Here is a 23446-nt window from a genome sequence, read left to right on the forward strand (position 1 = left end):
AGGGATCGAAAATCCACCTCATCGTCGACCGGCAGGGCCTGCCCCTGTCGATCGGCATCTCCGCCGCCAACCTCCATGACAGCCAGGCCCTCATCCCACTGGTCCGTGGCATCCCGCCCATCCGCTCCCGTCGCGGCCCGCGACGCCGACGACCGGGGAAATTGCACGGTGACAAGGGCTACGACTATCGCCATCTGCGGCGGTGGCTGGCATCCCGTGGCATCCGGCACCGCCTCGCCCGCAAGGGCATCGAGTCGTCCCGGCACCTGGGCCGGCATCGCTGGGTCGTGGAGCGGACCGTGTCCTGGCTGTCCGGCTGCCGCCGTCTGCACCGCCGCTACGAGCGCAAGCCGGAACACTTCCTGGCCTTCACCGCTATCGCCGCGGCCCTCATATGTCACCGCAGACTGGCCAAGTGAAATGACGTCTAACGCCGCAGCCACTTCACCTCGTAGCCCTTCATGTCGAACCGCTGACCGTCGATCTTCGCGCTGATCGGCCGCTTCAGGGTGTTCACGACGAGCACCGTCTCGTCGTCGGCGAGCACCCGCACGTTCGGCACGTCGTCCTTGGCCACGGACACCTTCTCGAACCTCGTGCCGGGGCCGAACTCCTCGTTGAACCGCGACACCAGCCCGTACATCGGCAGCGCTCGCCCGCCGGACGCGCGATCGGTGGGCCGCCACAGGCAGCCGGCGCAGCTCGCGCCCTTCTCGTCCTCGGGGTTCCAGTAGAACCCGGACGTCGCCCCTCCCACGGCCATCGCGATCATCCCGGAGGCCTGCACGGCGACACGGTGCGGCTCGCTCCAGCCCTGCCGCTCGTCCCTGCTGTCGGCGGGCTCCACGTAGTACTCGGCCCACCACAGCGGCAGGTCGTCGGTCTGCCGCTCGATCCATTTGCTGACGTCGGTGAACTTGTCGGTGGCGGCGAACTCGTCGGGCAGCATCTCGTCGTCGTTCGTGTAGCTCGACCCGTCGACGACGACGAAATCGGCGCCCGCCTTGTTCTTGTTCCAGTACTCGAAGGCGTCGACGATCCGCTGGTCCATCCGCCCCCAGGCACCCTTCACCGCATCGGACCCGCCGTCGGTCTGCTTCGGATGGAGGCTGTCCATGACGAGATACGGGCCGCCGACCATGATGTCCTCGCGGACGTTCTTCAGCGCCTTGTAGACCATGTTGTAGAGCTTCGTGTAGCCCTCGTAGTCCCAGCGGCCCTCGTCGTCGTTCCAGAAACCCTTGAACTCGTTCCAGACGATGAAGTGCCGTACGTACGGGTACCGCTTGGCGACCGTCGCCGCGAGGTTCGCGTAGTCCTTGAAGTGCTCGGGGGACGGCGCGGTCTCCAGGCTGGCCTTGCTCCAGTCGGTGTTCCCGACGCCCGCCTTGCCGCCCTTCATCCAGTCGGGCGCGCAGCACAGCGTGACCACGGGCGTGCCGCCGGACTTGCGGACGAAGTCGATCCGCCGGTCCATCTCCTCGAACTGGTAACGCCCCTTCACCGGCTCGGGGTTGCTCGCGCCCCAGCCCATGATGTGCTGGTTCTGCGGCACCGGCCGCTCCCCCAGCAGTTTCTCCGCGCGCTCGGTCGCGGCGGACGCCCCCTCGTCGGCGGAGAACTGCGTGTGCGTGAACCCCCAGCCGACCTGCGGCCCCAGCTCCTTCGGCGGCTCACCGGGCGTGCCGTGCACCCGGTCACCGTCGGGGGTCGTACCCGCGGTGGTGGGCTTGCCGTCCGGAAGCGTGCTGATCACGGTCAGCACCAGGGCCAGTACGGCCATCCCCACGCCGAGCAGGGCGATGAGCCGCCATCGCCGCGCCCCCGATTCCCACCCATGACGTCCCATCAAGGACAAGGGTAACGAGGGGAGTTGACGGAAGGACCAGCTCCGTTGCCACGGACTCGTAACGAGGTTCGACGTCCGGGGTGCGCGTGTCGGCCGGTGCGAAGCGGGGCGCGCTGCGGAAATTGCGTGCGGGAGCCCCGTTCGTGGCGGATCATGGCGGCATGTCTGCGAACCCCTTCGACGTGCTGCCGGTCCGGCTGGGCGTCGACGACAGCGACTCACCCTCCGACGTCGTCGACGCGCTGTTCCTCGGCCGCTTCGCCACGGGCGAGCAGCCCTTCTCGCAAGCGACCAACATCGACCGGGTGCGCTCCGCGGCGACGCTGCTGCCGCCGAACGCGCGGGTGCTGCGCTGCGCCCGCGACGACGACCGCAGCGCGACGCTCGCCGAGGGCGACGGGTGGACGCTGCTCGTCTCCCGGTGGAACCGGGGCGCCGATGTCACGGTCACCGCGACGAGCGCGGAACTGGCGGAGAAGGTCCTGAAGCAGGCCACGGACGGCGCGGCCGACGAGCCGGAGCCACAGCCGGAGAACGTGGCGATGGGCTTCTGGTACGTGTCCCCGCGCCGCGGCCCGCACCGTACGACGCGCCAGATCTCGGCCGGTACGTGGGAGGAGGTCCGGCCCAACTACACGGCGCCGGTCGCCGACGCCATGGACGAGCTGATGAAGACGCGGCCCGAGGACATCGCGGGCCGGCTGCTCCTGCTGCACGGGCCGCCGGGCACGGGCAAGACGTCGGCCCTGCGCACGCTCGCCCGCTCCTGGCGGGACTGGTGCCAGGTGGACTGCGTCCTGGACCCGGAGCGGCTCTTCTCGGACGTCGGCTATCTGATGGACATCGCGATCGGCGAGGACGACGGTTCGGCGAACGGGCGTTGGCGGCTGCTTCTCCTGGAGGACTGCGACGAGCTGATCCGCGGGGAGGCGAAGCACACGGCGGGGCAGGCGTTGTCGCGGTTGCTGAATCTGACGGACGGGCTGCTTGGGCAGGGCCGCAATGTCCTGGTCGGGGTCACCACGAACGAGGACCTGGAGCGGCTCCACCCGGCGGTGGTCCGGCCCGGTCGCTGCCTCGCCCGTATCGAGGTCTCGCCGTTGACGCGCCGTGAGGCCACGGAGTGGCTGGGGACGGAGGAGGGGGTGGGCCGGGAGGGCGCCACGCTGGCTGAGCTGTACGCGCTGCGGCGGGGCATCTCCCCCACGTCTGTGCCGGACCCGCGGGGCGGGGCGGAGGCGGGTCTGTACCTGTAGCCCGTCGCTGCCTACGCCACGGGGCTCCGCCCCGGCCCCCGCGCCTCAAACGCCGGCGGGGCTGATTTCGCGGCACCGGCGTTACGGATACGGGGCTCCGCCCCGAGCCCCGCGCCTCAAACGCCGGCGGGGCTGTCATTGCGGCACCGGCGTTACGGACTCGGGGCTCTGCCCCGAACCCCGCGGGTCTCGTCCCGGAGCGGGGCTTGATCTGCCCACCCGCCACGAGGCTCCGAGTTGGCGCATCGCCCCGCGGGCAATCGCCCGGGCGCCCGCCCATCTCCCACCCACCCGCCCCCTCCGGGGGCGTAGGCCTCACGGCGTGCCACCACCGCCTGCGGCGAGCTGCCGCCAGCACGGCCACCCACCCATTACGGCCGACCTCCACCACCCTGGGCCAACCACCGCCACCACAGCTACCCACCCGTTGCGGTCGGCCGCCGCCGCCTTGGGCAATCTGCCGCCTTGGGCGGCAGGGTGGGCAAGGCGGCCCCCGGTGCCGCGCACTCATCACGACGGGCGCCGGCCCCGGCATGGCCCCGAAACCGTTACGGCAGACGGCGACCGCCTACGCGTACGCCGCGCGCAGAGCGTCCCTCGCGGCGGACAGGGCCGCGTCCTCCGAGAGGCCCAGGCGGCGGACCCGCTCCGCGTACGTCTGTGCCGCCGCCACCGCCTCCCGTTCCGCCGCGTCCCCCGCCGCCGCGACGAACGTCCCATTGCGCCCCCGCGTCTCGATCACCCCGTCCGTCTCCAGGGCCCGGTACGCCTTGGCCACCGTGTTCGCGGCGAGCCCGAGCTCCTCCGCGAGCCCGCGCACCGTGGGCAGCTTGTACCCGACGGGCAGCACCCCCGACCGGGCGAGCTCGGAGATCTGGGCCCGCACCTGCTCGTACGGCGCCCCACTGTCGTCAATGCGGATCTTCAAGGTCACGCGGTCGATTCTCCCGCAGCACCGAAAAATAGGAGGCACCCGGTAGCGCGCGGCGCGTAGCGTGCGCCCCCATGACCGTCATCGTGCGCGCGCTGGACCTCGGCGATCGGGCCGACACCGAGGCCTTCGCCCGGATCCGCCGCGCCTGCCTGCCCGCCATGCTCGCGACCCCGGCCTCCGTCGCGCACGACGCCGCGCACGCCCACCCCGGCGCCCACTACCGCCAGCTGATCGCCCAGACCGGCGACGGCGAGGTGGTCGGCACCGCGCAGGTCGGCCTCGCGTACGACAGCCCGCGGCCGGGCCAGGGCTACGCGAACGTGTACGTCCACCCGGAGCGCACCGGCCGCGGTGCCGGGGCCCTCCTCCTGCGCACGGCGGAGGAGCACCTCGCCCGGCACGGCGCCACGGAGGTGCACTGCTGGGCCCTGGACGCCCCGCGCAACCTGGCCTGGGCCGCCGCCCGCGGCTACCGCGCGAGCCGCAGCGCCCACTTCCTCCGCCTCGACCTCACGAGCGGCGCCCTCCCGCGCCGCCAAGCGCTGCCGCCGAACGTGGAGTTGCGCACCGCCTCCGACCACGCGGCGGACCCCCGGCCCCTGTTCGACCTGGACGCCGAGGCCACCTCCGACGAACCGGGCGACATCCAGTCCGAACTCGGCGACTACGAACAGTGGTTGAGCGAGACGTGGCGTCAGCCCCTGCTGAACCACGAGCTGACCACGGTCGTGCTCGTGGACGGCACCCCCGCGGCGTTCACGGCCGCCCTCACGGACGGCGAGGGCCGCTATGTGTCCGGCATGACGGGCACGGCCCGCGCCTTCCGCGGCCGGGGCCTCGCCAAGCTCGCCAAGAACGACTCCCTGCACCGGGCCCGCGCCGCCGGCATCACGGTGGCGTACACGGGAAACGACACCGGCAACGAGCCGATGCTCGCGATCAACAAGTGGTTCGGCTACGTACTCGACGCGACGGAGATCCGCCATGTCCGCACCCTCACCCACTGACAACACGCTGCACGTACACCTGATCAAGGCGGGCCGCACGAAGATCAGTTACCCGGTGGAGCTCCTCCACGACGACGGCACCCGCGTCTCGGTCCGGGCCCCCTGGGCGGGCGACGGCGTACGGGACTTCGGCTTCGTGCAGTTCGCCCCCGGCGACGTCTTCACCGAGCACTACTGGCGCGACCGCTGGTACTCCGTGAAGGAGGTCCGCGCGGCGGACGGCTCCCTCAAGGGCTGGTACTGCGACATCGCCCGCCCCGCCGTGCGCACAGCCAACGGCGACATCCGCTGCGAGGACCTCGACCTCGACCTGTGGGTGTCGGCGGACGGCAGCCAGGTGATCCGCCTGGACGAGGACGAGTTCGCCGAGAGCGGCCTCGCCGAGCGGGACCCGGAGGCCGCGCGGAACGCGGTCCAGGCCCTCGACGACCTCGAACTTCTCGCCAAGCAGGGCGATTTCACCGCCCTGCTCAGCCACGCTGACCGCTGACCGCTCACGTAACGGCGACCACCGCGTACCGCTCGTCCGCGACCTCCCGCCCCCACAGCCGCGCGTCCCCGGACAGCGGCTCGCGGCGGACGTCCGCGACGAGCGGCGCGAGCGCGTCCGCGAGGCGCGCCGCCGGGATCCCGGCCGGGCTCACCTCGCCCCACACCCCCTCCACCAGGACGAGCCGCCCGCCGGGCCGCGCCAGCGACACCCAGCGCCGCAGCACGGCCCCCATGTCGGGCAGCGCCCACAGCACGTGCCGGGCCAGCACCACGTCGTACGCCCCCTGTTCCACCGGCGGCTCCGCCGCGTCCCCGAGCAGGAACTCCGCGTCACGGCCCGCGAGCTTGCGGCGGGCGTGCTCCAGCATGGCCGGCGCGCTGTCCACTCCGGTCACCCGATGCCCGCGCTCGGCCGCGAGGAGTGACAGACTGCCCGTCCCGCAGCCGAGGTCGAGCACGTCACCGGCCGTCCGCGGCAGCCACTCCGCGAGCCTTCCGGCCCAGGCCGCACGGACCTCCGGGTCCCGCAGCCCGTGATCCGGTTCCTCGTCGAAGCTGTCGGCGGCCGCGTCCCAGTCGATCGGCCCTTGGGTCGGCCCTTGGGTCGGCCCTTCGGTCGTTCCCCCAGATGTCGTCATGCCCCCATCGTGACAACCGCCACTGACAATTGCGCTTCGAAGGGGGACCCTCCGGGAACAGGTCTACAACGGCACCACGTTGGAACCCGTGTAGGTACAGGAGGCATCATGCGCCGAGTGACCATGCACAAGCCGACCGGATCGAGCAGCATCAGGCGCCGGCTGCGCGAGGACGCGGCCGAGGCCAAGCGCGAGCGTCCGGAAGTGCGCAAGGACGTCCGCAAGACCTGGTGGCCCGACGAGTGAGCGGGGCCGCTCAGATGCCGCTCAGACCCAGCCGCTTGCGGTAGTGGACCCGGTCGTAGGGGCCGTCCGTGCGGCGCTCCACGACCTCGTATCCGTACCGCGGGTACAGCTCCTGGTTCTCCCACATGAGGGCGTTTGTGTAGAGCCGCACCTCGGGGAGGCCCAGTACGCGCGCGTGCTCGTCCACGAAGGCGAGCAGGCGGCGACCCACCCCCTGCCCGTGGGCGTCGGGGTGGACCGCGATGCTGTCGAGGAAGAGGTGGTCGGGGCGGGCCTCGACCACGACCAGGCCGGTGACGTCCGGGTCGCCCGTGACGTGCACCAGGCCCGCCGCCACGTTCGCCGCGTGGTCGGCCTCCATGGGTGCCGGTACGACGCCGATGCGGGCGATGTAGTGGTGGTACGCCGCGTCCGTGACCGCCTTGACGGCGGGCACGTCGGCGGCCGTCGCCCGGCGGATCGCGGGTTCTCCGCTGTCGTTGGTCATGCCGTCCTGTCTACGTCACTTCTCCTCCCCCGCACCACCAGCTTCTTGAGCAGCGGCCACGCCACGATGAGCAGGACGACGGCGTAGACGGTCACGGAGAACGGTGTGTTGACCAGGCCGCTGACGCTGCCGTCGCTGATCTGGAGGGCGCGGCGCAGTTGTTGCTCGGCGTTCGGGCCGAGGATGACGCCGATGACGGCGGGCAGCACGGGCAGTCCGTAGCGGCGCATGCCGAAGCCGATGAGGCCGATGATCAGCAGGATGACGAGGTCGATGGCCTCGCCGCCGACGGCGTACGCGCCGACCGCCGCGAAGAAGAGGATTCCGGCGTAGAGGTACGGGCGGGGGATGCGCAGCAGCTTCGCCCAGACGGGGGCCAGGGGGAGGTTCAGGGCGAGGAGCAGCACCATGCCGACGAAGAGGGACGCGATGAGGCCCCAGACCAGTTCGGGTTCGCGTTCGAAGAGGAGCGGGCCGGGCTGGATTCCGTACTGCTGGAAGGCCGCGAGCATGACGGCGGCGACCGCGGTCGTCGGGAGGCCGAGGGTGAGCATCGAGACGAGTGTGCCCGCGGCCGATGCGGAGGCCGCCGATTCGGGTCCGGCCACGCCCTCGATGGCGCCCTTGCCCCACTCGTCCTTGTGCTTGGACAGGCGCTTCTCGGTGACGTAGGAGAGGAACGTGGGGATCTCGGCGCCGCCGGCGGGGATCGCGCCGAACGGGAAGCCGATGAACGGTCCGCGCAGCCAGGACTTCCAGGTGCGCTTGACGTCGGAGCCGCCGAGCCAGGGGCGGCCGACGGGGATCGCCTCGCCGCTGGTGCGGCGCAGGTGGGCGGCGACCCACAGGGCCTCGCCGATGGCGAAGAGGCCGACCGCGACGATGACGACGTCGATGCCGTCGGCGAGCTGGAGGGAGCCGAAGGTGAGGCGTTGCTGGCCCGTCATCTGGTCCAGCCCCACCAGGCCGAGGGTGAGGCCGATGAGCAGTGAGGCGAGGCCGCGGACGCGGGAGGAGCCGAGGACCGAGGTCACCGCGATGAACGCGAGGACCATGATGGCGAAGTAGTCGGGCGCGCCGATGTCGACGGCGAGCGAGGCGACCTTCGGGGCGAGGGCGACCAGCAGGATCGTGCCGATCATGCCGCCGGCGAAGTGGCCGACGGCGGCGGCCGCGAGGGCCTGTGCGCCGCGTCCGGCCTTCGCCATGGGGTTGCCCTCCATAGCAGCGACGACGGCGGCGCTCTCGCCGGGGGTGTTGAGGAGGATCGAGGTCGTCGAGCCGCCGAACATGGCGCCGTAGTAGATGCCCGCGAACATGATGAACGCGCCGGTGGGTTCGAGTCCGTACGTCACCGGGAGGAGCAGGGCGACGGCCATGGCGGGGCCGATGCCGGGCAGGACGCCGATGGCGGTGCCGAGCAGGACGCCGATCGCCGCCCAGAGCAGGTTGACGGGCGTGAGGGCCGTGCCGAAGCCGTCGAGGAGGGAGTTGAGGGCGTTCATCGGGTCACAGCACTCCCATCAGGGGGCCGCCCGGCAGGGGAACGCCGAGCAGGTTGTTGAAGAGGACGAAGGTGAGCAGGGAGAGGCCCGCGGCGATCAGGGGGTCGCGGGTGAGGTGGCGGCTGCCGAGCGCGTAGGCGGCGCCCCAGAACAGCAGCGCGCCCGCGAGCGGGAAGCCGAGCGGTTCGATGAGGACGGCGGTGGCGAGGAAGACGCCGGCGAGCAGCAGCACGGTGCGCCAGTCGGCGGGTTCGGACAGGTCGATGTCCTCGCCGGCCTCGGCCTCTCCCCTGCCGCCGCGCAGGACGTCGACGGCGAGGAGGACGGCGACGGCGAGGAGCCCGATGCCGACGACGACCGGCACGGTCTTCGGGCCTACGGGTCCGCGCTGGGCGATGTCGACGTTCATGGTGAGCGCGTCGGTGAGGACGAGCACGCCGAGCACCAACAGGAGTACGCAGACGCCGAGTTCGGAGTGTGCGCGCAGCCACGACGTGCGGGTGCCCTCGCCCGGACGGGTGTCGGTGTCGGTGGCGGTCGCGGGCTCTACCGGGTTCACAGGCCAAGCTCCTTCAGTACGGACACGACGCGCTTGTCCTCGGCGTCGAGGAAGGTCCCGAAGTCGTCGCCGACGAGGAAGGCGTCGTCCCAGCCGTTGGTCTTGAGCGACTTCTTCCACTCCTTGGAGGCGTGCAGCTTCCGTACGAGGTGGGTGAGTTTGTCGCGCTCGGGGCCGGAGAGGCCGGGCGGGGCGACGATGCCGCGCCAGTTGGTGAAGTCGACGTCGTAGCCGGACTCCTTGAGCGTGGGTCCGTCGAGGCCGGGGGCGCGTTCGGGGCCCGTGACGGCGAGGAGGCGCAGTTCGCCGCTCTTGATCTGGTCCAGGTACTCGCCGACGCCGGAGACACCGAAGGCGACCTTGTTGCCGAGGATGGAGGCGAGGAGTTCGCCGCCACCGTCGAACGGGACGTAGTTGACCTGCTTGGGCTGGATGCCGGCGGCGCGCGCCATCAGCATGGGCGCCAGGTGGTCGGGGCCGCCGGGCGAGGAGCCGCCGCCGACGGGCAGCTTGCCGGGGTTCTTCTTCCAGGCGTCGATGAGCTGCTTGATGTTCTTGTACGGGGAGTCCTTCGCGACCACGACGACATCGGGCTCCTCGGTGAGCCGGGCGATGGGCGTGGTGTCGGCGAGGGTCTTCGGGGAGTGGTTGGAGCGGGCGGCTCCGACGACGCCGAGGCCCATGGACATGGCCAGCTTGCCGTTGCCGTGTTCCCCGACGAGGCGGGAAAGGCCGACGGTGCCGCCGGCGCCGGGCAGGTTGAACACCTCGATGTTGTGGGTGAGTCCGGCGTCCTCGGCGTTCTTGGCGGCGGTGCGCGCGGTGATGTCGTAGCCGCCGCCGGGGGTGTTGGGGACCATGAGGCGCAGGCCGGGGATCTGGGTGCCGGTGTCGGCGCCGCTGCCCGTGGTGAGCAGCGGCGGCCCCACCAGGACGAGCAGTGCGGCCCCGAACAGGGCGAGGGGTGTGCGCAGGCGCACGTGTGCCACCTACTTCTTGGGTCGTTTTGACGGCGGGCTGGTTGTGAGGTGGCCCACATGTTGCCCACGCGTTAACAAGCTGTCTCCCTTCCGCAAGCAACGGACGTTGTGGTCCTTGTGGTCGCGTGCCTAACCTGCGCCAGTGACAAAGGTCTTGATCAAGGTCTTGATCGTGGACGACGACTTCATGGTCGCGAAGCTGCACAGCCGGTTCGTGTCCGCGATGGACGGGTTCGTGGTGGCCGGGGTGGCGCACAGCGGCGCGGAGGCGCTGCGCGCGGCGGAGGCGCTGCGGCCCGATCTGGTGCTGCTCGACGTGTATTTGCCGGACATGGACGGCATCGAGGTGTTGCGTGCGCTGCGGGCCGCGGAGGAGCGGGACGCGGGACGTACGCCGGTGGACGCGCTGTTCATCACGGCGGCGCGGGACGCGGAGGTGGTGCGGGCCGCGCTGCGGGCGGGGGCGCTGCACTATCTGATCAAGCCGTTCAACCAGGCGGCGCTGCAGGAGCAGTTGCGGCATGTGGCGGCGCTGCGGACCCGCCTCGACGATCTCGACGAGGCCCGCCAGGAGGACGTCGACCAGATCTTCGGCGCCCGGCCACCGGGTTCGCGGGAGCTGCCGAAGGGGCTCGCGGCGCACACCGCGGATCTGGTGGAGCGGACGCTGCGGGCGCATCCGGCGGGGCTTTCGGCGACGGAGTGCGCCCAGGAGGCGGGCACGCTGTCGCGGGTGAGCGCGCGCCGCTATCTGGAGTTCTTCGCGGGGACGGGGCGGGCGCGGGTGTCGCTGCGGTACGGCGGGACGGGGCGGCCCGAGCGACGGTATCGGTGGGTGTCCTGAAGGGTGCGGTGGGGGCGTCCTGAGGGGTGCCGCGAGGGGGTGTCCTGAGGGGAGTCTGAGTGGCGTCTTAAGGGGGCCATAAAGATCCACTCGGAGCGCTCCCAGGGGCCTGACAGGGCGTTTTTTCGGGCTAACTTCCTTGCCGCAACCCCCAATGCACTCGAGCAAGGAGCACCCTCATGCCCGCATCCCGTCGCAAGATCGCCGCGTTCGCCACCGTCGGCGCGCTCCCCCTCGCGCTGACCGCCCTGTCCGCGACGCCGGCGGCAGCGCACGGCACGCTCGGCGATCCGGCCAGCCGGGTCGCCGCCTGTTACGCGGAGGGCGCCGAGAGCCCCACGTCGGCGGCGTGCAAGGCGGCGGTCGCCGAGGGCGGCCCGCAGGCCCTGTACGACTGGAACGGCATCCGGGACGGCGAGGCGGCCGGCAAGCACCAGGAGAACATCCCGGACGGGAAGCTGTGCTCGGCGAACTCCGAGGAGTTCAAGGGCATGGACCTGGCCCGCGACGACTGGCCCGCGACGAAGGTCTCGGCGGGCTCGTACACCTTCAAGTACAAGGTGACGGCCCAGCACAAGGGCACCTTCAACCTCTACATGACGAAGCAGGGCTACGACCCGTCGAAGCCGCTGAAGTGGTCCGACCTGGACCTGGAGAACCCGGTCGCGACGAAGACGGACCCGACGGCGTCGGGCGGCTACTACACGTTCTCCGGCAAGCTCCCGGACCGCACGGGCCGCCAGCTGGTCTACGGCATCTGGCAGCGTTCGGACAGCCCGGAGGCGTTCTACTCCTGCTCGGACGTGACGTACGGCGGCGCGTCCACGGCCTCCGCGGCGTCCGAGCCCTCGGACCAGCAGATCGCCGCGGACGCCGACAAGTCGACGGTCGACCACAGCGGGATGGACATGGGCGACGACGCGCACGAGACCCACGAGTCGGCGTCGCCCGCCGCGGGTGACGCCAACGCGCCTGCCGCGCAGGGTGCTTCGCAGAACCTCGCGGAGACGGGTGGCGACTCCACCACCCCGTACATCGCGATGGGCGGCGCGGCGGCGCTGGCTATTGGTGCGGCGGGGTTGTTCGCGTCGATGCGTCGTCGCGCCGCGGGTGGGCGTCACGGCCGCTGAGCCGCATCGTTCCGGTCGCCGTGGTTGACGTCTCGGGGCTCTGCCCCGGACCCCGCTGCTCAATCGCCGCAGGGGCTTGAAATGCCTGGTGCCCCCCTCCCCCCTCAGGCCGCTGCGGCCGGCCGCGCCGCGGCAAGGCCGAACTTGCCACGGACGGAGTCGACGGCGGCCTCGATGCGGCGGTCCCGCTCGTCCGCCGGGTCGAACAGGAGCTGGCGGGAGGCGAGTTCGGCCGGGATCAAGGTGTCGGCCCGCAGCGTGAAGGACCGCACGCGAGCGCGTTGCAGCCCGAGCCGCTCATGGAGCTCGTACGCGAGCGAGGTCAGCGTCGGGGTGTGGGCGGACGCCTCCCGCAGGGTGCGGGTGCGCGTGGTCGTGCTGCGGTCCGCGTAGCGCACGGTGAGCGTGAGGGAGCGGGTCGTCTGTTCCTCGGCGCGCAGCCGCAGGCCGAGCCGGTCGGTGAGCGCGAGGAGCGCGGCCCGCTGCCGGTCGCGGTCCAACTCGTCCTGCGGGAAGTCGTGTTCGACGCGGATCGAGCGGGCCGGGGCCGCCGGGACCACGCGGGTCGGGTCGAGGCCGCGGGCCGCGTCGTACAGCTTGCGCCCCGCCGCGGCGCCGAGGATCCGTTGCAGGGTGCCGAGCGGCGCGGCGGCGATCCTCCCGACGCTGTCGAGGCCGTACGAGGACAGGGTGCGGGCGGTCGCGGGGCCCACGCCGTGCAGCGCGGCGGCGGGTTTGTGGGCGAGGAAGGCGGTGACCGCGTCGAGGTCGTCGGGGAGTTCCCGCACGGCCGAGGGCGGGCCGTCGACGGCGACCATGCGGGCCAGCATCGGGTTCGCGGCGACGCCGATGGTGGAGCGGAGCCCGTACAGGCCGCCGGTGCGGGCCCGGATCCGCTCGGCGAGGGCAGGCGCGTCCGTGCCGAAATAGCGCAGGCCGCCGGTGACGTCGGCGAGCGCGGCGTCCGGCGGCAGCGCCTGCACGATGGGCGTGAACTCGGCGAGCAGGCCGAGCAGCCGCAGGTAGAGCTTCTCGTCCACCAGGTCGTGGAAGTGCACGTACAAGACCTGTGTCATCCCGCGCTCCCCGGGCTCTGGTGCCACAACTTGCGGCTCTGCTTGACGGATTCGCCGGGCGGCTGGAGGTCGGCCCAGGGGTGCAGGTCGTAGCCGGTCTCCAGGCGGATGCTGCGTCCGCCGTCCGCCGTCCCGCCGGCGGCGGGGCGCTCCTCGGTGAGCCGGTCCGTCACCGCGGACAGGCCGCCCGTGCGGCGCAGTTCGGCGAGTTCGGCGAGGTCCCAGGCGGCGGATCCGGTGACCGAGAGCGCCTTGCCGCTGCCGCCGCCGCGGCGCTGCACCACGCCGCGTACGAGGAGCAGCCAGGAGTGGAAGACGGTGTGCGCGGCCGCGTCGTGGCTGTCCTCGAAGAACGCGCAGTCGACGAGGCCCGAGGTGTCGTCGAGCGTCGTGAAGATGACGCGTTTGCCGGAGCGGACCGGTGGTGTCTGGACGGCGCCCTTCGCCCCGGCGACGAGGACCACCTGTCCGTGCGGCAGGTCCTTGAGGCGGTGCGCGGAGGCCACCCCCAGTTCGTCGAGCAGCTCCCGGTGGTCGCCCAGGAGATGGCGCGAGGTGTCCATGCCGAGCACGCCGAGTTCGGCGCCGAGCCGTTCGGCGTCGTCGAGGTCGGGGAGCTGGGCCGGGGCCACCTCGGCGGGGGCCTCCCCCGTCTCGCCGAGCGCCAACTGGCCTTGTGCGCCGCCTCGTTGGGCGCGCTGCGATTCGGCGATGTGCAGCATCAGGTCGCGCCGGTTCTTCCCGAAGGCGTCCAGCGCGCCGACCTGGGCGAGCCGTTCGGCGACCGGGCGGGACGGGCGGGCGCGGGAGAGGAAGTCCTGGAGCGAGACGTAGGGGCGGCCCGCGACGATCCGTTCCGCCTCGGCCTCGCTCATGCCGCGCACGTCGTCGAGCGCGAGCCGGAGTCCGTGCACCAAAGATGCCCCCTCTCCACCATTTATGTCAGACACCAGTTCGATTCGATAGGCCGCGTCGGACGCGTTCACATCGAGCGGCAGCACCGGCACCCCCCACCGCCGCGCGTCCGCGAGCAGCAGCCGCTTCGGGTACATGCCGGGGTCGTGCGTGAGCAGCCCCGCGTAGAACGCGGCCGGATGGTGCGCCTTCAGCCACGCCGACTGGTACGAGGGCACGGCGAACGCGACGGCGTGCGCCTTGCAGAACCCGTAGGCGCCGAACGCCTCGATGATCTCCCAGGTCCGCGCCACGACCTCCTCCTCGTAGCCGCGCTCGCGGGCCCGCTGTTCGAACCAGGCGCGCACCCGGCCGACCTGGTCCGCCTTCGAAAGGGCCCGCCGCGTGTAGTCGCCGAAGGCGAGGCCGCACCCGGTCATGACGTGCAGCATCTTGATGATCTGCTCGTGGAAGACGACCACGCCGCACGTCTCCTCCAGCGCCTCCTTCAGGTCCGGGTGCGGGTACGCGGGCGCCTGCTTGCCGTGCCGCGCCTTGATGAACGGGTCGACCATGTTGGCCGCGACAGGACCAGGACGGAACAGCGAGATGCCCACGACCAGGTCGTGGAAGGTCTCGGGCAGCAGCCGCGCGAGCAGATCGCGCTGGCCCGGCGACTCGGTCTGGAAGCAGCCCAACGTCTGGGAGGACTTGATGAGTTGATACGTCTTCGGGTCGCCCTGCGGCACCTGCGCCGGGTCGTCCAGGTCGATGCGGCGGCCGCCGACCCGTTCGATCTCGGCGACGGAGTGCGCCATCGCGGACTGCATCCGCACCCCGAGGACGTCGAGCTTGAGCAGGCCGAGGTCCTCCACGTCCTCCTTGTCGAACTGGGACATGGGGAAGCCCTCGGTGCTGGTCGGCACGACGGGGGTGTAGGGTCCGGGCCGCCGTGCGCAATGAATGAAGCTAATGCGCAGCAGTTTCACAATCTCGCCATTGGTGCGCACTGTCCACACCCTGCGTGACAGAGTCGCGGGCACCCAGACCGTTCAGCGGACAGTGCGCAGAGCCCGAAGGTCCCACACAGCTAATACACAGAATCCGACAGGGGCACGCAACCCATGGAATACTCTCGGGCGTTTCCGGTCACTTCCTCGACCCGCCTTCCAGTCCCTGACGACTGCTTCTACCGTCAGGCGCATGGAAACCCTTTCGAGTGTCGAAAGAAAGAGATTCTCACCCCAAGCGTCCCTCCGGTACCTCGACAACAGGGCACCGGTCCAGAAAATTCCCTTCAGTGAGCTGCGCTTGACACATTTCCAAGGTTCGACACCTTGGAGACAAGTTCGCTCAGTAAAGGGCCATGCTCACTTCTCCGGCAAGTATTCGGCCATGACTACCGGCGGGCACGTCTTGTACGAGAGCCAGTTGGAGTTGGGCCGACTGGTGCTGGCCGACTTCGACCCCGAGGTCCAGGACATCTATGCCCAACCCTTCCGGGTCTCCGGTCGGGTAGATGGTCGAACACGTCATCACGTGCCGGACTTTCTGCTGGTCAAGGCTGCAGGGGCAGTCCAGGTTGTCAACGTCAAGCCCGCCGAATTACTTGAGCGCGCCGACATCTCGCGGGCGCTCGCCTGGCCCGGTGAGCTCTTTCAGCAACACGGCTGGAAGTACGAGATCTGGTCGGGCGAGGACCCGGTTTTGATGAGTAACGTTCGTTTCCTTGCGGCCTATCGGCGCCCTGACGTCTTCCCCGCTGATGAGATCGACTTGGCGTGGAAGACCGTGCAAGACGGTGAGCAATTGGCGTCGGCCGCACAACGGCTGGCAACTCTCCTGGGTCGGGAGCCGCACGAGGCCCGTCCGGCGATCCTGGCGCTGCTGTGGCAAAGGAAGCTTGTCACGGACCTTTCCACGAATCTCTCTGGATCATGGATCTTGCGGAGGTCTCAATGAATCGGTGGACCACTCCTCTTCGGGTCGGGCTCCCTTTGTTGTACGACGGCGAACAGTTCGTGATCGCTGAACTCGATGGCCGGCGTGTCTTGTTGCAGCACACAGGTCGGGATGGCCGGCCTCAATGGAGGCAGGTCGATCTCTCACTCCTCATCAGTCACCCTTCCACGGAGTTCCTGGTCAGCTCTCCACGGCAGGAAGACCCCAGCGCCGCAACGCTCTTTGGGAATCTTCTTGATGAAGAGGACGACGACGTCACGGCCCGGTTCCGTCACGTGCAGGAGGTTCGTTTCGGATACAAGTGGGGGTCTCCTGCATTGGCCCTCCCAGGAGAGCCCCGGCCACAGTACGTTCCCGGTGTTCCTTTGATGCAACGGTATGCGGCGAAGGCTCAAGAGCTGGGTGTGGACCCTGCCACCGTGCGCCGGTGGGTGAGCCAGGTCAAGGAAGAGGGACCCGCCGGTCTGGTGAGCAGGCGCCAGGCGACGCACATACTCGACCGGGTTGACCCTCGTTGGTTGGACATGGCTCGCACCATGCTCGCTGAGCACAGCAAGAGCAGCCGGCCGGTCCGGAGCCTGCTCTTGTTGGAGCTCGAAGAGCGTCTGGCCAAGGAGCACGGGGTGGGCTCGGTCCGCCTTCCTGGACGCACGACTGCGTACGAGTTGCTGCGGGAACTGGCCCGCGGCACCAACGCATTCGAGGGCAGCACCAAGGGGAAGCGCTCCATCGCTCAGAGGCCGCAGGGTGTCTATGGGAAGTTGCGTGCCACCCGGCCGGGCGAATACGTCATCCTCGACACCAACAGTCTCGACGTCTTCGCCATGGAACCGATCACATGCCGTTGGGTGCGATGCGAACTGACAGTGGCCATGGACCTGTACAGCCGCTGTATCTGCGGGCTCCGAGTGACTCCTGTGTCTACGAAGTCGGTCGATGTCGCCGGGGTGCTGTACGAAGCCGTCAAGTCGCGCGAGCCGACGGGGCGAGCCAGTGCGGACGAGGCACTGCCCTACTGCGGGGTGCCCTCAGCGGTGGTGGTGGACGCGGACAAGCTGGCGGACTCCGATGGCAGCCTTCTGCTGCCCTCGGTCGCTGCGGAATCCATCGTGTACGACCACGGAAAGGTCTATGTGTCCAAGCACATCGAGAGTGTGTGCGCGAAGTTGGACATCAGCCTGCAGCCGGCACGGCCTCACACTCCCACTGACAAGCCGGTCGAGCGGTGGTTCCGTACGCTCAACGAAGGGTTGCTGGCGGGGCTGCCCGGCTACAAGGGGCCGGATGTCTACAGCCGTGGCGAAAAGGTAGAGGAAGAGGCCTACTTCTTCGTTGACGAGCTCGAGGCGATAATCCGCGAGTGGATCACTCGGATCTACCATCGCCGCCCTCATCGCGGTTTGAGGATCCCGGAGGTCCCCGGGCTTCAAGTCAGCCCGCTGGAGATGTACGAACACGGCATCATGCGGATGGTGTCCCACGAAGTGGTGCAGTCAGTCCAGCTCATGGGGTTCCGTTTGTGCGGGAACCTGTCGCGGTGGGGTGGGCTGGTCGGTGAAGAGCCCTGCCATGGAGCCTTCGGAGAGGTAGCGGCGGTCGAAGACCTGCCATTCGTCGTGGAGTTCGGCCAGGACCGCGGCGGCGAGCCGGTCCAGAGCGGTGGGGTTGGGGAAGACCTGGACGACGTCGGCCCGTCGTTTGATCTCCCGGTTCAGCCGCTCCAGCGGATTGGTGGACCAGATCTTCTTCCAGTGCGCCGGCGGAAAGTCCGCGAACGCTGTGATGTCTCCGGCCGCCTCCAGCAGCATCGTCTTGACCTGTGGGAATTGACGTCCGAGCATGTCCGCGACGACGTCGAGTTGAGTGCGGACCTGGTTGGCGGTGGTCTGCGCGAAGATCGTGCGGATGGTCGCGGCGACCATCTCCGCGGACCCTTTTTCGATCACGGAGAAGACGTCGCGCACGAAGTGAACCCGGCACCTCTGCCAGGCCGAGCCGAGGAACACGGTGCGGATCGCGGCGACCAGGCCGCTGTGCGAGTCGGAGATCACGAGCTGGACGTGGTCCAGGCCGCGGGCGCGCAGGCTGCGCAGGAACCTGGTCCAGAACGGCTTCGACTCGCTGTCGCCGACCATCAGTCCGAGGATTTCGCGGTGCCCGCTGGCGGAGATGCCGGTCGCGATGACCACCGCCTGAGAGGCGATCCGGTGGTTCACCCGCGCCTTGCAGTAGGTCGCGTCCAGGAAGACGTAGGGGAACACGGTGTGGTCCAGCGGCCGTTCCTTGAACGCGCTCAGTTCCTCGTCGAGTTCGCCGCAGATCCGCGACACCTCAGATTTAGAGATCCCGCTGTCCGCGCCGAGGGCTTTGACCAGGTCGTCGACCGACCGGGTCGAGACGCCGTGCACGTAGGCCTCCATCACCACGGCGAACAGGGCCCGGTCGATCCGCCGACGGCGCTCGAGGAGCGAGGGGAAGAAGGAGCCGGTCCGCACCTTCGGGATCTTCAGGTCGAGGTCGCCGGCCTGCGAAGTCAGCAGCCGCTCACGGTGCCCGTTGCGCCAGGTCGTGCGCTCGCTGGAGTGCTCGCGCGGGGCGGCGCCAATGGCCTCGGTTGCTTCGGCCTCGATGAGTTCTTGCAGGATGCGCTCGCACACCACCCTGATTGCCTCGACTCCGTCGGCCGTACGTATCGACTCCAGCAGCCGCATCAGGTCAGACTGGGACAGGGCCATCGCGTCCTCCTCGGTTGAACTGCCCGTTCACCAAGGAGACTTGCGCGATGGCCCGACCTTGTTCAGGGAGCAGTCACCGTTAACAGGTGCACGCCCCGAGCGGACGCCCGCGCGTTCCACACCCTCGACCGGCTACACCACCCGGCGGGACGCCATCATCATGCGGGCCGGCCCGCTGCGCGTTCCGTCCCGTCCGGGCCTGGCGCTCGAGTTCCTGGAGGAAGAGTGGTCGACCATTCAGCACTATGGCGTGCAGGTGAACCACTTGCGATACAACGGGCCAGGGCTCGAAGGGCTCTACGACCAGCACAGTCCCTATAGAGGCCGGCACCCGGGGAAGTGGCCCATTGCCGTGGACCGCGACGACATCCGCAGGGTCTACTTCCAGCACCCGAAGACACACAAGTGGCACGCTCTGATCTGGGAGCATGCCGCGGATTTGAATGGCCCGGCCAGCCTCGAAGCTCTTCAGTACGCACGGAGGATCGCAGCGAGGACACATCGCTTCCCTGACACCAAAAGCGCGTTGATAGAGCTGCTGGACCGCTGGGGCGTCGGCCTGGCAGCAGACCGTGCCGAGCGACGCATGGCTGTTCGCCTGTCCCAACAGCGGTTCCGGATCGTTGGTGACGACCTCGCGGACCAGGTCGCCGATCTCCCGACCGTCACTCGGGTGACAGCACTGCACTTCGACGCCCATGATCCGGTCGCCGAGGAGGCTCCCTGGCCTCCCGTCTCCGGCGATCCCGCCCTGCAGGAGGTTCCGGGTGGAGATGACGACGCCGAAGACGAATGCGGCGCGGGTTTGCCCGGAGCGAGCACGAAGGAAGACGACTTCGACGAGGAGGACTTCTATGAGGGCGCCTGGGAGACCCGGTGAGTCGGGTTGCCGCGCAGCCCTTTGAAGGCGGCGACCGCCAGTACTCGCCCACGCGGCTGGAAGGGTTTCTGGAGATCGTCAGTGGCCGGACCCGCCGTCAGCCCGCTCTGCTCTCCCGCGAGCAGATGGCTGCCATGTCCTCCGCGGACCTCCGTCACTACAACGACGACCGGCACGTATGGCACGCGAACATCGGGCCGATCAAGACCACTCCGCTCAGAGAACTGCAATTCGAGCTGCTGAGCTCGTCGAGTCGAACCGCCAGGACGGCGACAAAGCCAAGCCGGCGGCCCTGCTCGATGCCTACCCCGGCATCGGGAAGAGCACTGCGGTGCTGGACTTCGCTCGCGGCTTCCATCAAAAACAGGTCGAGCTCCGCGGCGAGACCACCGAGTCCGGGAACCGTCGGGTCCCTGTTGCCTATATGGCCCTGACAGGCAACACGCAGATCCGTGGTCTGAACGCGGCGATCTGCCGCTTCTTCGACCTGCCGACCTCTGGTGACACGGACACCCTGGCTGCCCGGGCAGTCGATGCCGTACTGAGCCTCAGGACCTCTGTCTTCATCATTGACGACATCCACTTCCTGGCCTCGCCCAACTCCAGCCCGACCCGGATGGTCAACCACCTGAAGTTCCTGTCCAACACCTTTCCGGTCACTCTGATCTATGTCGGCGTGGGGGTGCAGGACCGCAACATCATGCGCGAAGGCAGATCGGCAACTGAGGCCCTCAAGGCCCAGTTCGGGCGCAGAACCACACCTTTGACCTTGCGGCCGTTCTGCATCGACGACGAGAAGGGCCGGGTTGAGTTCCGGATACTGCTCCTGACCATCGAGAAGCAGCTGGTGCTGGCCGACAAGTACCCCGGGATGCTCGCAGACGACCTGATCAATTACCTGTTCGCCCGTTCGACAGGGCACTTCGCGTCCCTCATGAATCTCATCAACCGCGGCTGCTATCGCGCCATCCGCTCCGGCCAGGAACGGCTCGACATCGAGTTGATGGACGGCGTCAGGAACGATGCCGCCGCGGAGGAGGCCCGTCTGGAGCTGGAGGCGGCGATGAAGGCCAACTTGATCACCGCGAGGCCCAAGAGGGCCCGTAAGTCACGGAGAGCCTCGTGACGCCGTGGCCTCCAGGCCGTATCCCCATCTGGACGGCGCCCCTCGACGGCGAGGCGCTCGACAGTTGGCTGGCTGCGTATGCTCACCGGCTGGACGCTGCAGAAGTGGACCTCCTTGACCATCTGGGCCTGCAGAACACGAGGTTCGACCTCATGGTGCGAACGCTCACCCCGGGTGAGCAACAGGTCCTGTCGAAACGCACAGGGGTCAGCGAAACAGCTCTGACCTCCATGACCCTTGAACCGTGGAACGGGCGCCTCGTCCGCATCGCCCCCGACCGGAAGTTCAGCAGGGGAAAAGCCGGGATGCAGCAGGTCAACGCCATGAGCAGCTTTTGCCCGCAGTGCCTGCTGGAGACCGACGGGAGGTGGCAGCTGTCATGGCGACTGCCGTGGGCTTTCGCGTGCACGCGTCACCACCTGCTGCTCCTTGACCGCTGCCCACGATGTGCCAGGGCCCCCTTCATCAACAAGCGCCGAGTCCGAGGCGGCCCAGGCATCTGCATCCGCGGTACGGGCGACATGCGCTGCGCGTTTCCATTGGGCGGCTCCCCTTCGCGGTCGCTCCCCGCGGACGGGTTGGCCCTCACGGCACAGCGAGTGATCGACCGCACTGTGCTGGGAAAGTCCTGCAAGGAACCGGACGTACAGGTCTGGTCCCAAGAGGTCAACATCCTTGCGCAACGAGTTGTGCGCGCCTTGGAGAACGACTCGCTTGATCTGCCGCCGCTGGTGCAGGAAGCCCTGGCCGAATGCGACGAGACCCTTCCGACCCACGCTTCCAAAGGCCGTGTTTTCCCGCCCAGGCACAGCATGGCGGCGGGCATCACCATAGCCGTCGCAGCACTGGAAGACTCGGGCCACGACACGATCTTTCCCTGGCTCATCCAGGCGGACACTGAGACGTCCGAAACCAGTACCACTTACGCCGTCACCTGGGTGCACAAGCTGTGCAAGGGCGCCGGGCCGCGGCTTGCGTCTCGCGCCATGGCCAGCCTCAGCGAGCAGGTGTCCTGGGCCACCCAGATCCGCTACGGGGCCACGACACCGGAGCCCGCGTGGCCCGCGCTCACCGAGGGCGCACTGGAGCGCCGCGCAGGCGCCGTCCCCTCCATGCTCTGGCCGGGTTGGACCATGCGCCATCTGCCCAGGGCGCCAACCGGGCATCTGCTGGCGTCATTTCGACGAACAACCGCCGCCCTGCTCCTCATCCCCGGGTCGGAAACCACCTACCAGCAAGCCGCAAGAATCCTGCACAACGATCTCGCGCTCAGCAACTGGCGAACCACAACGCCATTGATCGAAAAAGACGAAGAGAGGTGGCTGGCCACAGAACTCTTCACGCTGGCAGTCCAGTTGGACGCCCATGGTTCACCCATCGACTACCGTCGGCGGCGACTGCTCTTCTCCAATGGAGACGTGCAGGTGGATCCTGCGCCGCTCAAAGAATACTGCCGCCAGGTGGGACGCATCTACCGAGAGAGCCTGCTCGACCAGGTGAAATGGCTTGTCCGCTGTCTTCTCCTAGGTGCGGAACCTGGCTGCTCCTCCCGCAGTCCGATCGTGCACTGGCGCACCTCCCATCTCATCGACGAGCACCTCCGGTCGTTCATCCATCAGCAGACAGAGAAGAACCTCCAGGCCCAGAACATCGTGGAACCCTTACAGTGGGAGCCGCCCACCTCGTGGAGCGCTGGCCCCTCCCCGAGCCACACGCTTCCCAAGGTGCCGGGATCAGACAAGGTCGGCGAAACCCTCGCCTTACGTCTCCCGCTCGAGGAGGCGTGCAGAAGGCTCGGTATTAGAGACGACCAGCTGCGCCTCTATGTGGAACGAACTGCACCGTCTGGCCTTCCCGTTCCGCCGGAGACATCGCCGTTCCGCACCATCACCTGGAATAACCCGACGCCTCCCGCCCCAAGCCAGCCCGACCGGAACGAGACGCTCTTCCGTTCGCGCCAGGAGCTCTATCGCCTCTACGTCACCGAACAGAGATCCGGGCGCGAGGTTGCACGAATGGTCGGCTGTTCCTCGAGCACCCTCTATCTTCGGCTGAAAGAGCTGGACATCCCTCGGCGCCAGACGAAGAGGACCAGGAGGGAGCCGTGGCACGCTCCCACCCGTGAGGATCTGCACCGCCTGTATGTCGTCGAGCACAGGTCGACACCGGAGATCGCCCGGCTCGTGGGGTGCTCGGCCTCGACCGTCGGCAACCATCTGGAAAAGGTGGGGATCCCTAGACGTCGCAGGAAGGGGCCCCTGCGGGGCGCGACGGGGCACTGGTGACAGACGAATGGCTGCGCCATCAGTATGTGGATCGCCACCGCACCACAAAGGAGATCGCAGAGGAGCTCCGCTGCCACAACGCCTACGTATCCCATCTCTTGAAGAGGGCGAACATCCCGACTCAGCCGCTCTTCGCCGTATACAGCCCATTCGCACGACTCGACGTACCTCTCTCGCCTGCCATGGAGGCAGTCACCCGCCTGAGAAACCACGTCGCACGTCTGCGCAACATCCTCCTGCTCCCGGGCCATCACGACATCGCGGATGCATGCCGCTCCCAGGGGCTTGCCGACAGCAGCGCCTACTATCAGCTGAACAGGATGGAGGAGGCAGTCGGGTTCACGATCATCGACCGGGTGGATCCGCTCACCGTGACGCCCGAGGGCGGAGAGCTCCTGACAGAGGCTCAAAAGCTCCTCACCCTTCTGGACACCTTCGATCGGTGACCATGGGGCTGATTCCCCTCAACTGCCGCGCCCCCACCCCGCTCCATGCGAATAGTCCGCACCCCACGAAAAGCCCGTGGGCCTCGCTGACTGTCCAAGGTCGATTGCCCGGCAC

Annotated in this window: 22 protein-coding genes and 1 pseudogene; 13 read left to right on the forward strand and 10 right to left on the reverse strand. The window is 68.9% G+C overall.

Annotated elements, in window-relative coordinates; translation table 11 throughout:
- Positions 1-419 (forward strand): IS5 family transposase (locus ACFV9W_RS25860; protein ID WP_385764932.1); only part of this gene is annotated, 419 nt, incomplete at its 5' end.
- Between the two features lie 8 nt (positions 420-427).
- Here ACFV9W_RS25860 and ACFV9W_RS25865 read toward each other — a convergent pair.
- Positions 428-1849, reverse strand: coding sequence for a xylan 1,4-beta-xylosidase (locus tag ACFV9W_RS25865; RefSeq protein WP_385764934.1), 1422 nt, complete (start codon positions 1847-1849; stop codon positions 428-430).
- A gap of 161 nt (positions 1850-2010) precedes the next feature.
- On the opposite strand from ACFV9W_RS25865, the gene ACFV9W_RS25870 reads away from it, so the two are divergent.
- A complete protein-coding gene (locus tag ACFV9W_RS25870) occupies positions 2011-3105 on the forward strand; it encodes a DUF5925 domain-containing protein (RefSeq protein ID WP_385764936.1) in 1095 nt (364 codons plus the stop codon).
- 568 nt (positions 3106-3673) lie between these two features.
- On the opposite strand, the gene ACFV9W_RS25875 is transcribed toward ACFV9W_RS25870, so the two are convergent.
- The gene (locus ACFV9W_RS25875; RefSeq protein WP_385764938.1) at positions 3674-4039 is read right to left on the reverse strand and encodes a GntR family transcriptional regulator; all 366 of its coding nucleotides are present in this window, start codon (positions 4037-4039) and stop codon (positions 3674-3676) included.
- Positions 4040-4110: 71 nt separating this feature from the next.
- Here ACFV9W_RS25875 and ACFV9W_RS25880 point away from each other — a divergent pair, with 71 nt between their 5' ends.
- Together ACFV9W_RS25880 and ACFV9W_RS25885 are read left to right on the forward strand one after the other, a co-directional pair.
- A complete protein-coding gene (locus ACFV9W_RS25880; protein WP_385764940.1) occupies positions 4111-5046 on the forward strand; it encodes a GNAT family N-acetyltransferase in 936 nt (311 codons plus the stop codon).
- On the forward strand, positions 5024-5536 hold the full coding sequence (locus ACFV9W_RS25885) for a DUF402 domain-containing protein (RefSeq protein ID WP_385764942.1): 513 nt from the start codon (positions 5024-5026) through the stop codon (positions 5534-5536). The genes ACFV9W_RS25880 and ACFV9W_RS25885 overlap by 23 nt, the downstream gene beginning before the upstream one ends.
- A gap of 4 nt (positions 5537-5540) precedes the next feature.
- On the opposite strand, the gene ACFV9W_RS25890 is transcribed toward ACFV9W_RS25885, so the two are convergent.
- Positions 5541-6176 (reverse strand): class I SAM-dependent methyltransferase, encoded by a 636-nt coding sequence (locus ACFV9W_RS25890; RefSeq protein ID WP_385764944.1) that lies wholly within the window; start codon positions 6174-6176, stop codon positions 5541-5543.
- Between the two features lie 108 nt (positions 6177-6284).
- Here ACFV9W_RS25890 and ACFV9W_RS25895 point away from each other — a divergent pair, with 108 nt between their 5' ends.
- A complete protein-coding gene (locus tag ACFV9W_RS25895; protein WP_385764946.1) occupies positions 6285-6422 on the forward strand; it encodes a hypothetical protein in 138 nt (45 codons plus the stop codon).
- A gap of 10 nt (positions 6423-6432) precedes the next feature.
- On the opposite strand, the gene ACFV9W_RS25900 is transcribed toward ACFV9W_RS25895, so the two are convergent.
- Genes ACFV9W_RS25900 through ACFV9W_RS25915 form a run of 4 tightly spaced genes read right to left on the reverse strand, consistent with a single transcriptional unit; the run spans position 6433 to position 9953 of the window.
- A complete protein-coding gene (locus tag ACFV9W_RS25900; RefSeq protein WP_385764948.1) occupies positions 6433-6909 on the reverse strand; it encodes a GNAT family N-acetyltransferase in 477 nt (158 codons plus the stop codon).
- Positions 6906-8414 carry a tripartite tricarboxylate transporter permease gene (locus ACFV9W_RS25905; protein ID WP_385764950.1) on the reverse strand — a complete coding sequence of 503 codons (1509 nt, stop codon included), beginning with the start codon at positions 8412-8414 and terminating at the stop codon, positions 6906-6908. Before ACFV9W_RS25905 ends, ACFV9W_RS25900 begins: the two co-directional genes overlap by 4 nt.
- 4 nt (positions 8415-8418) lie before the next feature.
- Positions 8419-8973: a tripartite tricarboxylate transporter TctB family protein gene (locus ACFV9W_RS25910; protein ID WP_385764952.1), complete on the reverse strand. Its 555-nt coding sequence runs from the start codon at positions 8971-8973 to the stop codon at positions 8419-8421.
- Entirely contained in the window at positions 8970-9953 is a 984-nt protein-coding gene (locus ACFV9W_RS25915; protein WP_385765106.1) for a Bug family tripartite tricarboxylate transporter substrate binding protein, read from the reverse strand. Before ACFV9W_RS25915 ends, ACFV9W_RS25910 begins: the two co-directional genes overlap by 4 nt.
- 154 nt (positions 9954-10107) lie before the next feature.
- Between ACFV9W_RS25915 and ACFV9W_RS25920 the strand changes: the two genes are divergently transcribed.
- Together ACFV9W_RS25920 and ACFV9W_RS25925 are read left to right on the forward strand one after the other, a co-directional pair.
- Complete coding sequence (locus tag ACFV9W_RS25920; protein WP_385765108.1) at positions 10108-10797, forward strand: response regulator; 690 nt, start codon at positions 10108-10110, stop codon at positions 10795-10797.
- A gap of 179 nt (positions 10798-10976) precedes the next feature.
- Positions 10977-11927, forward strand: coding sequence for a lytic polysaccharide monooxygenase (locus ACFV9W_RS25925; RefSeq protein WP_385764954.1), 951 nt, complete (start codon positions 10977-10979; stop codon positions 11925-11927).
- Positions 11928-12031: 104 nt separating this feature from the next.
- Here ACFV9W_RS25925 and ACFV9W_RS25930 read toward each other — a convergent pair whose 3' ends face one another.
- Both ACFV9W_RS25930 and ACFV9W_RS25935 read right to left on the reverse strand, forming a co-directional pair.
- On the reverse strand, positions 12032-13003 hold the full coding sequence (locus ACFV9W_RS25930; protein WP_385764956.1) for a hypothetical protein: 972 nt from the start codon (positions 13001-13003) through the stop codon (positions 12032-12034).
- Positions 13000-14823, reverse strand: a complete 1824-nt coding sequence (locus ACFV9W_RS25935) for an OB-fold nucleic acid binding domain-containing protein (protein WP_385764958.1) — start codon at positions 14821-14823, stop codon at positions 13000-13002. Before ACFV9W_RS25935 ends, ACFV9W_RS25930 begins: the two co-directional genes overlap by 4 nt.
- A 385-nt stretch (positions 14824-15208) precedes the next feature.
- Between ACFV9W_RS25935 and ACFV9W_RS25940 the strand changes: the two genes are divergently transcribed.
- Both ACFV9W_RS25940 and ACFV9W_RS25945 read left to right on the forward strand, forming a co-directional pair.
- Positions 15209-15859: a TnsA-like heteromeric transposase endonuclease subunit gene (locus ACFV9W_RS25940; RefSeq protein WP_385765110.1), complete on the forward strand. Its 651-nt coding sequence runs from the start codon at positions 15209-15211 to the stop codon at positions 15857-15859.
- Positions 15856-17328: pseudogene (locus tag ACFV9W_RS25945) on the forward strand (integrase); the annotation flags it as partial. The gene ACFV9W_RS25940 and the pseudogene ACFV9W_RS25945, both read left to right, overlap by 4 nt.
- A gap of 24 nt (positions 17329-17352) precedes the next feature.
- Here the strand turns inward: ACFV9W_RS25945 and ACFV9W_RS25950 are convergent.
- Positions 17353-18594 (reverse strand): IS256 family transposase, encoded by a 1242-nt coding sequence (locus ACFV9W_RS25950; protein ID WP_385764960.1) that lies wholly within the window; start codon positions 18592-18594, stop codon positions 17353-17355.
- A gap of 40 nt (positions 18595-18634) precedes the next feature.
- On the opposite strand from ACFV9W_RS25950, the gene ACFV9W_RS25955 reads away from it, so the two are divergent.
- The 4 genes from ACFV9W_RS25955 to ACFV9W_RS25970 all read left to right on the forward strand — a co-directional run bounded on the left by ACFV9W_RS25955 (position 18635) and on the right by ACFV9W_RS25970 (position 23331).
- On the forward strand, positions 18635-19474 hold the full coding sequence (locus ACFV9W_RS25955; protein WP_385764962.1) for a hypothetical protein: 840 nt from the start codon (positions 18635-18637) through the stop codon (positions 19472-19474).
- A gap of 178 nt (positions 19475-19652) precedes the next feature.
- Entirely contained in the window at positions 19653-20600 is a 948-nt protein-coding gene (locus ACFV9W_RS25960) for an ATP-binding protein (protein ID WP_385764964.1), read from the forward strand.
- A complete protein-coding gene (locus tag ACFV9W_RS25965; RefSeq protein WP_385764966.1) occupies positions 20597-22885 on the forward strand; it encodes a TniQ family protein in 2289 nt (762 codons plus the stop codon). The genes ACFV9W_RS25960 and ACFV9W_RS25965 overlap by 4 nt, the downstream gene beginning before the upstream one ends.
- Positions 22882-23331, forward strand: coding sequence for a hypothetical protein (locus ACFV9W_RS25970; RefSeq protein WP_385764968.1), 450 nt, complete (start codon positions 22882-22884; stop codon positions 23329-23331). The genes ACFV9W_RS25965 and ACFV9W_RS25970 overlap by 4 nt, the downstream gene beginning before the upstream one ends.
- Positions 23332-23446 lie beyond the last annotated feature (115 nt).

This window comes from Streptomyces sp. NPDC059897 (genome assembly GCF_042730865.1).
In the GTDB taxonomy this organism is placed as follows: domain Bacteria; phylum Actinomycetota; class Actinomycetes; order Streptomycetales; family Streptomycetaceae; genus Streptomyces.

Bases quoted from the DNA above. Each gene is read 5' to 3' on its own strand.
- ACFV9W_RS25865 (WP_385764934.1), bottom strand. From the start codon at position 1,849: ATGGGACGTCATGGGTGGGAATCGGGGGCGCGGCGATGGCGGCTCATC.
- ACFV9W_RS25870 (WP_385764936.1), top strand. From the start codon at position 2,011: ATGTCTGCGAACCCCTTCGACGTGCTGCCGGTCCGGCTGGGCGTCGAC.
- ACFV9W_RS25880 (WP_385764940.1), top strand. From the start codon at position 4,111: ATGACCGTCATCGTGCGCGCGCTGGACCTCGGCGATCGGGCCGACACC.
- ACFV9W_RS25885 (WP_385764942.1), top strand. From the start codon at position 5,024: ATGTCCGCACCCTCACCCACTGACAACACGCTGCACGTACACCTGATC.
- ACFV9W_RS25890 (WP_385764944.1), bottom strand. From the start codon at position 6,176: ATGACGACATCTGGGGGAACGACCGAAGGGCCGACCCAAGGGCCGACC.
- ACFV9W_RS25895 (WP_385764946.1), top strand. From the start codon at position 6,285: ATGCGCCGAGTGACCATGCACAAGCCGACCGGATCGAGCAGCATCAGG.
- ACFV9W_RS25900 (WP_385764948.1), bottom strand. From the start codon at position 6,909: ATGACCAACGACAGCGGAGAACCCGCGATCCGCCGGGCGACGGCCGCC.
- ACFV9W_RS25905 (WP_385764950.1), bottom strand. From the start codon at position 8,414: ATGAACGCCCTCAACTCCCTCCTCGACGGCTTCGGCACGGCCCTCACG.
- ACFV9W_RS25925 (WP_385764954.1), top strand. From the start codon at position 10,977: ATGCCCGCATCCCGTCGCAAGATCGCCGCGTTCGCCACCGTCGGCGCG.
- ACFV9W_RS25930 (WP_385764956.1), bottom strand. From the start codon at position 13,003: ATGACACAGGTCTTGTACGTGCACTTCCACGACCTGGTGGACGAGAAG.
- ACFV9W_RS25950 (WP_385764960.1), bottom strand. From the start codon at position 18,594: ATGGCCCTGTCCCAGTCTGACCTGATGCGGCTGCTGGAGTCGATACGT.
- ACFV9W_RS25960 (WP_385764964.1), top strand. From the start codon at position 19,653: ATGGCACGCGAACATCGGGCCGATCAAGACCACTCCGCTCAGAGAACT.